Below are 1,528 nucleotides of genomic sequence, written 5' to 3'. Positions count from 1 at the left end.
CTAGGAGCCTGTCCCCGTATTTGGGTGTGGAATGAGCGGTCGGCGGCGGGCTGCGCCTAGACAGCTGGATTACGGCGTGATTCTTTGGGGCATGAGCAAGACGTTTCGCCCCTGGCTGATCGATCAGCCGCAGCTGTTTCCGGCCTCGGTTGAAGACTTCGTGCCGCCCGAGCATGTGGCGCACTTTGTCCGCGATCTGGTGTGTGAGCGGTTGGACCTGTCGGCGATCTTCGCCAGCTATGGAGAACTGCGTGGCTATCCGCCGTTTGATCCGCGCATGATGACGGCGCTGCTGCTGTACGGCTACAGCCGCGGGATCTATTCGTCGCGTCGGCTGGCGCGTGCGTGCGAGGAGCGGGTGGACTTCATGGCGGTGACGGCGCTGAACCGGCCGGACTTCCGCACCATCTCGAAGTTCCGCGGCCGCCATCGGGCGGCGCTGGCCGGACTGTTCGTGCAGGTGTTGCGGCTGTGTCAGGCGGCCGGTCTCGTCGAACTGGGCCATGTTGCGCTGGACGGCACCAAGATGAAGGCCAATGCCTCCAAGCACAAGGCGATGAGCTACCAACGCATGAAGAAGACGGAACCTGAGCTGGCGGCGGAAGTCGAGCGGTGGCTGAAGACCGCCGATGCGACCGATGCCGAGGAGGACGCCGTGCACGGTGGCGACCGGCGCGGCGACGAAACGCCCGACTGGATGGCGGACAAGAAGCGGCGGCTCGCCAAGATCCGCGAGGCGATGGCGGCGCTGGAGGTCGATGCCAAGACGGAGGCCGAAGAGAAGGCCAGACAGCCCAAGCGCCATCGCGGCGGGCGCAAGCCGAAGCGGGAAGCGGGCACGCCGTCGGACAAGGCGCAGCGCAACTTCACCGATCCGGAAAGCCGCATCATGAAGGGCCGCGACGGCTTTGTGCAGGCCTACAATGCGCAGGCGGCCGTCGACACCAAGGCCCAGGTGATCCTCGCCCATGGGCTGAGCGACTGCGCCGCCGACAGCGGCCAATTGGTGCCGATGATCGACGCGGTGATCGCCAACACCGGCGCCAAGCCGACCCAGATATCGGCCGACAGCGGCTATTGCTCGCAAGACAATATCCAGGCCATGGAGGACCGCGAGATCGAGGCCTTCATCGCGACGGGCCGGCAGAAGCATGGCGAGGCGGCCGCCGACGGCGGCAAAGGCCTCGGAGTGAAGGTGGAGCAGATGCGCGAGCGCTTGCGCCGGGACGGATTTGCCAATCCCTATCGCTTGCGCAAGCAGACCGTCGAGCCCGTCTTCGGCCAAATCAAACAGGCCCGCGGCTTCCGCCAGTTCCTGATGCGAGGGCTGAACAAGGTCGCCGCCGAATGGGCAATGCTGTGCACCGTCCACAACATCCTCAAGCTGGCAGGAGCACAAAGATCGATGACACCGGCCTGATCATTGTGACACAACCGCGGCTCGATCGGACGCACTCTGTCATCCACGCCAGAATCCCTGCCGACCCAGATCGCCTCGGCGGGTCCCATTACAGAGTCAGGCTCCTAG

General features: G+C 65.1%; 1 protein-coding gene. It reads left to right on the top strand.

Annotated elements, in window-relative coordinates; all coding sequences use genetic code 11:
• Positions 1 to 91 precede the first annotated feature (91 nt).
• Positions 92 to 1,420 carry an IS1182 family transposase gene (locus AC1DYO_RS32065; RefSeq protein ID WP_477268662.1) on the top strand — a complete coding sequence of 443 codons (1,329 nt, stop codon included), beginning with the start codon at positions 92 to 94 and terminating at the stop codon, positions 1,418 to 1,420.
• Positions 1,421 to 1,528 lie beyond the last annotated feature (108 nt).

It is taken from the genome of Mesorhizobium sp. P2_F5 (assembly GCF_056403715.1).
Note: the sequence above shows the minus strand (reverse complement) of the source record. Positions and strands in the feature narration are given on the sequence as shown.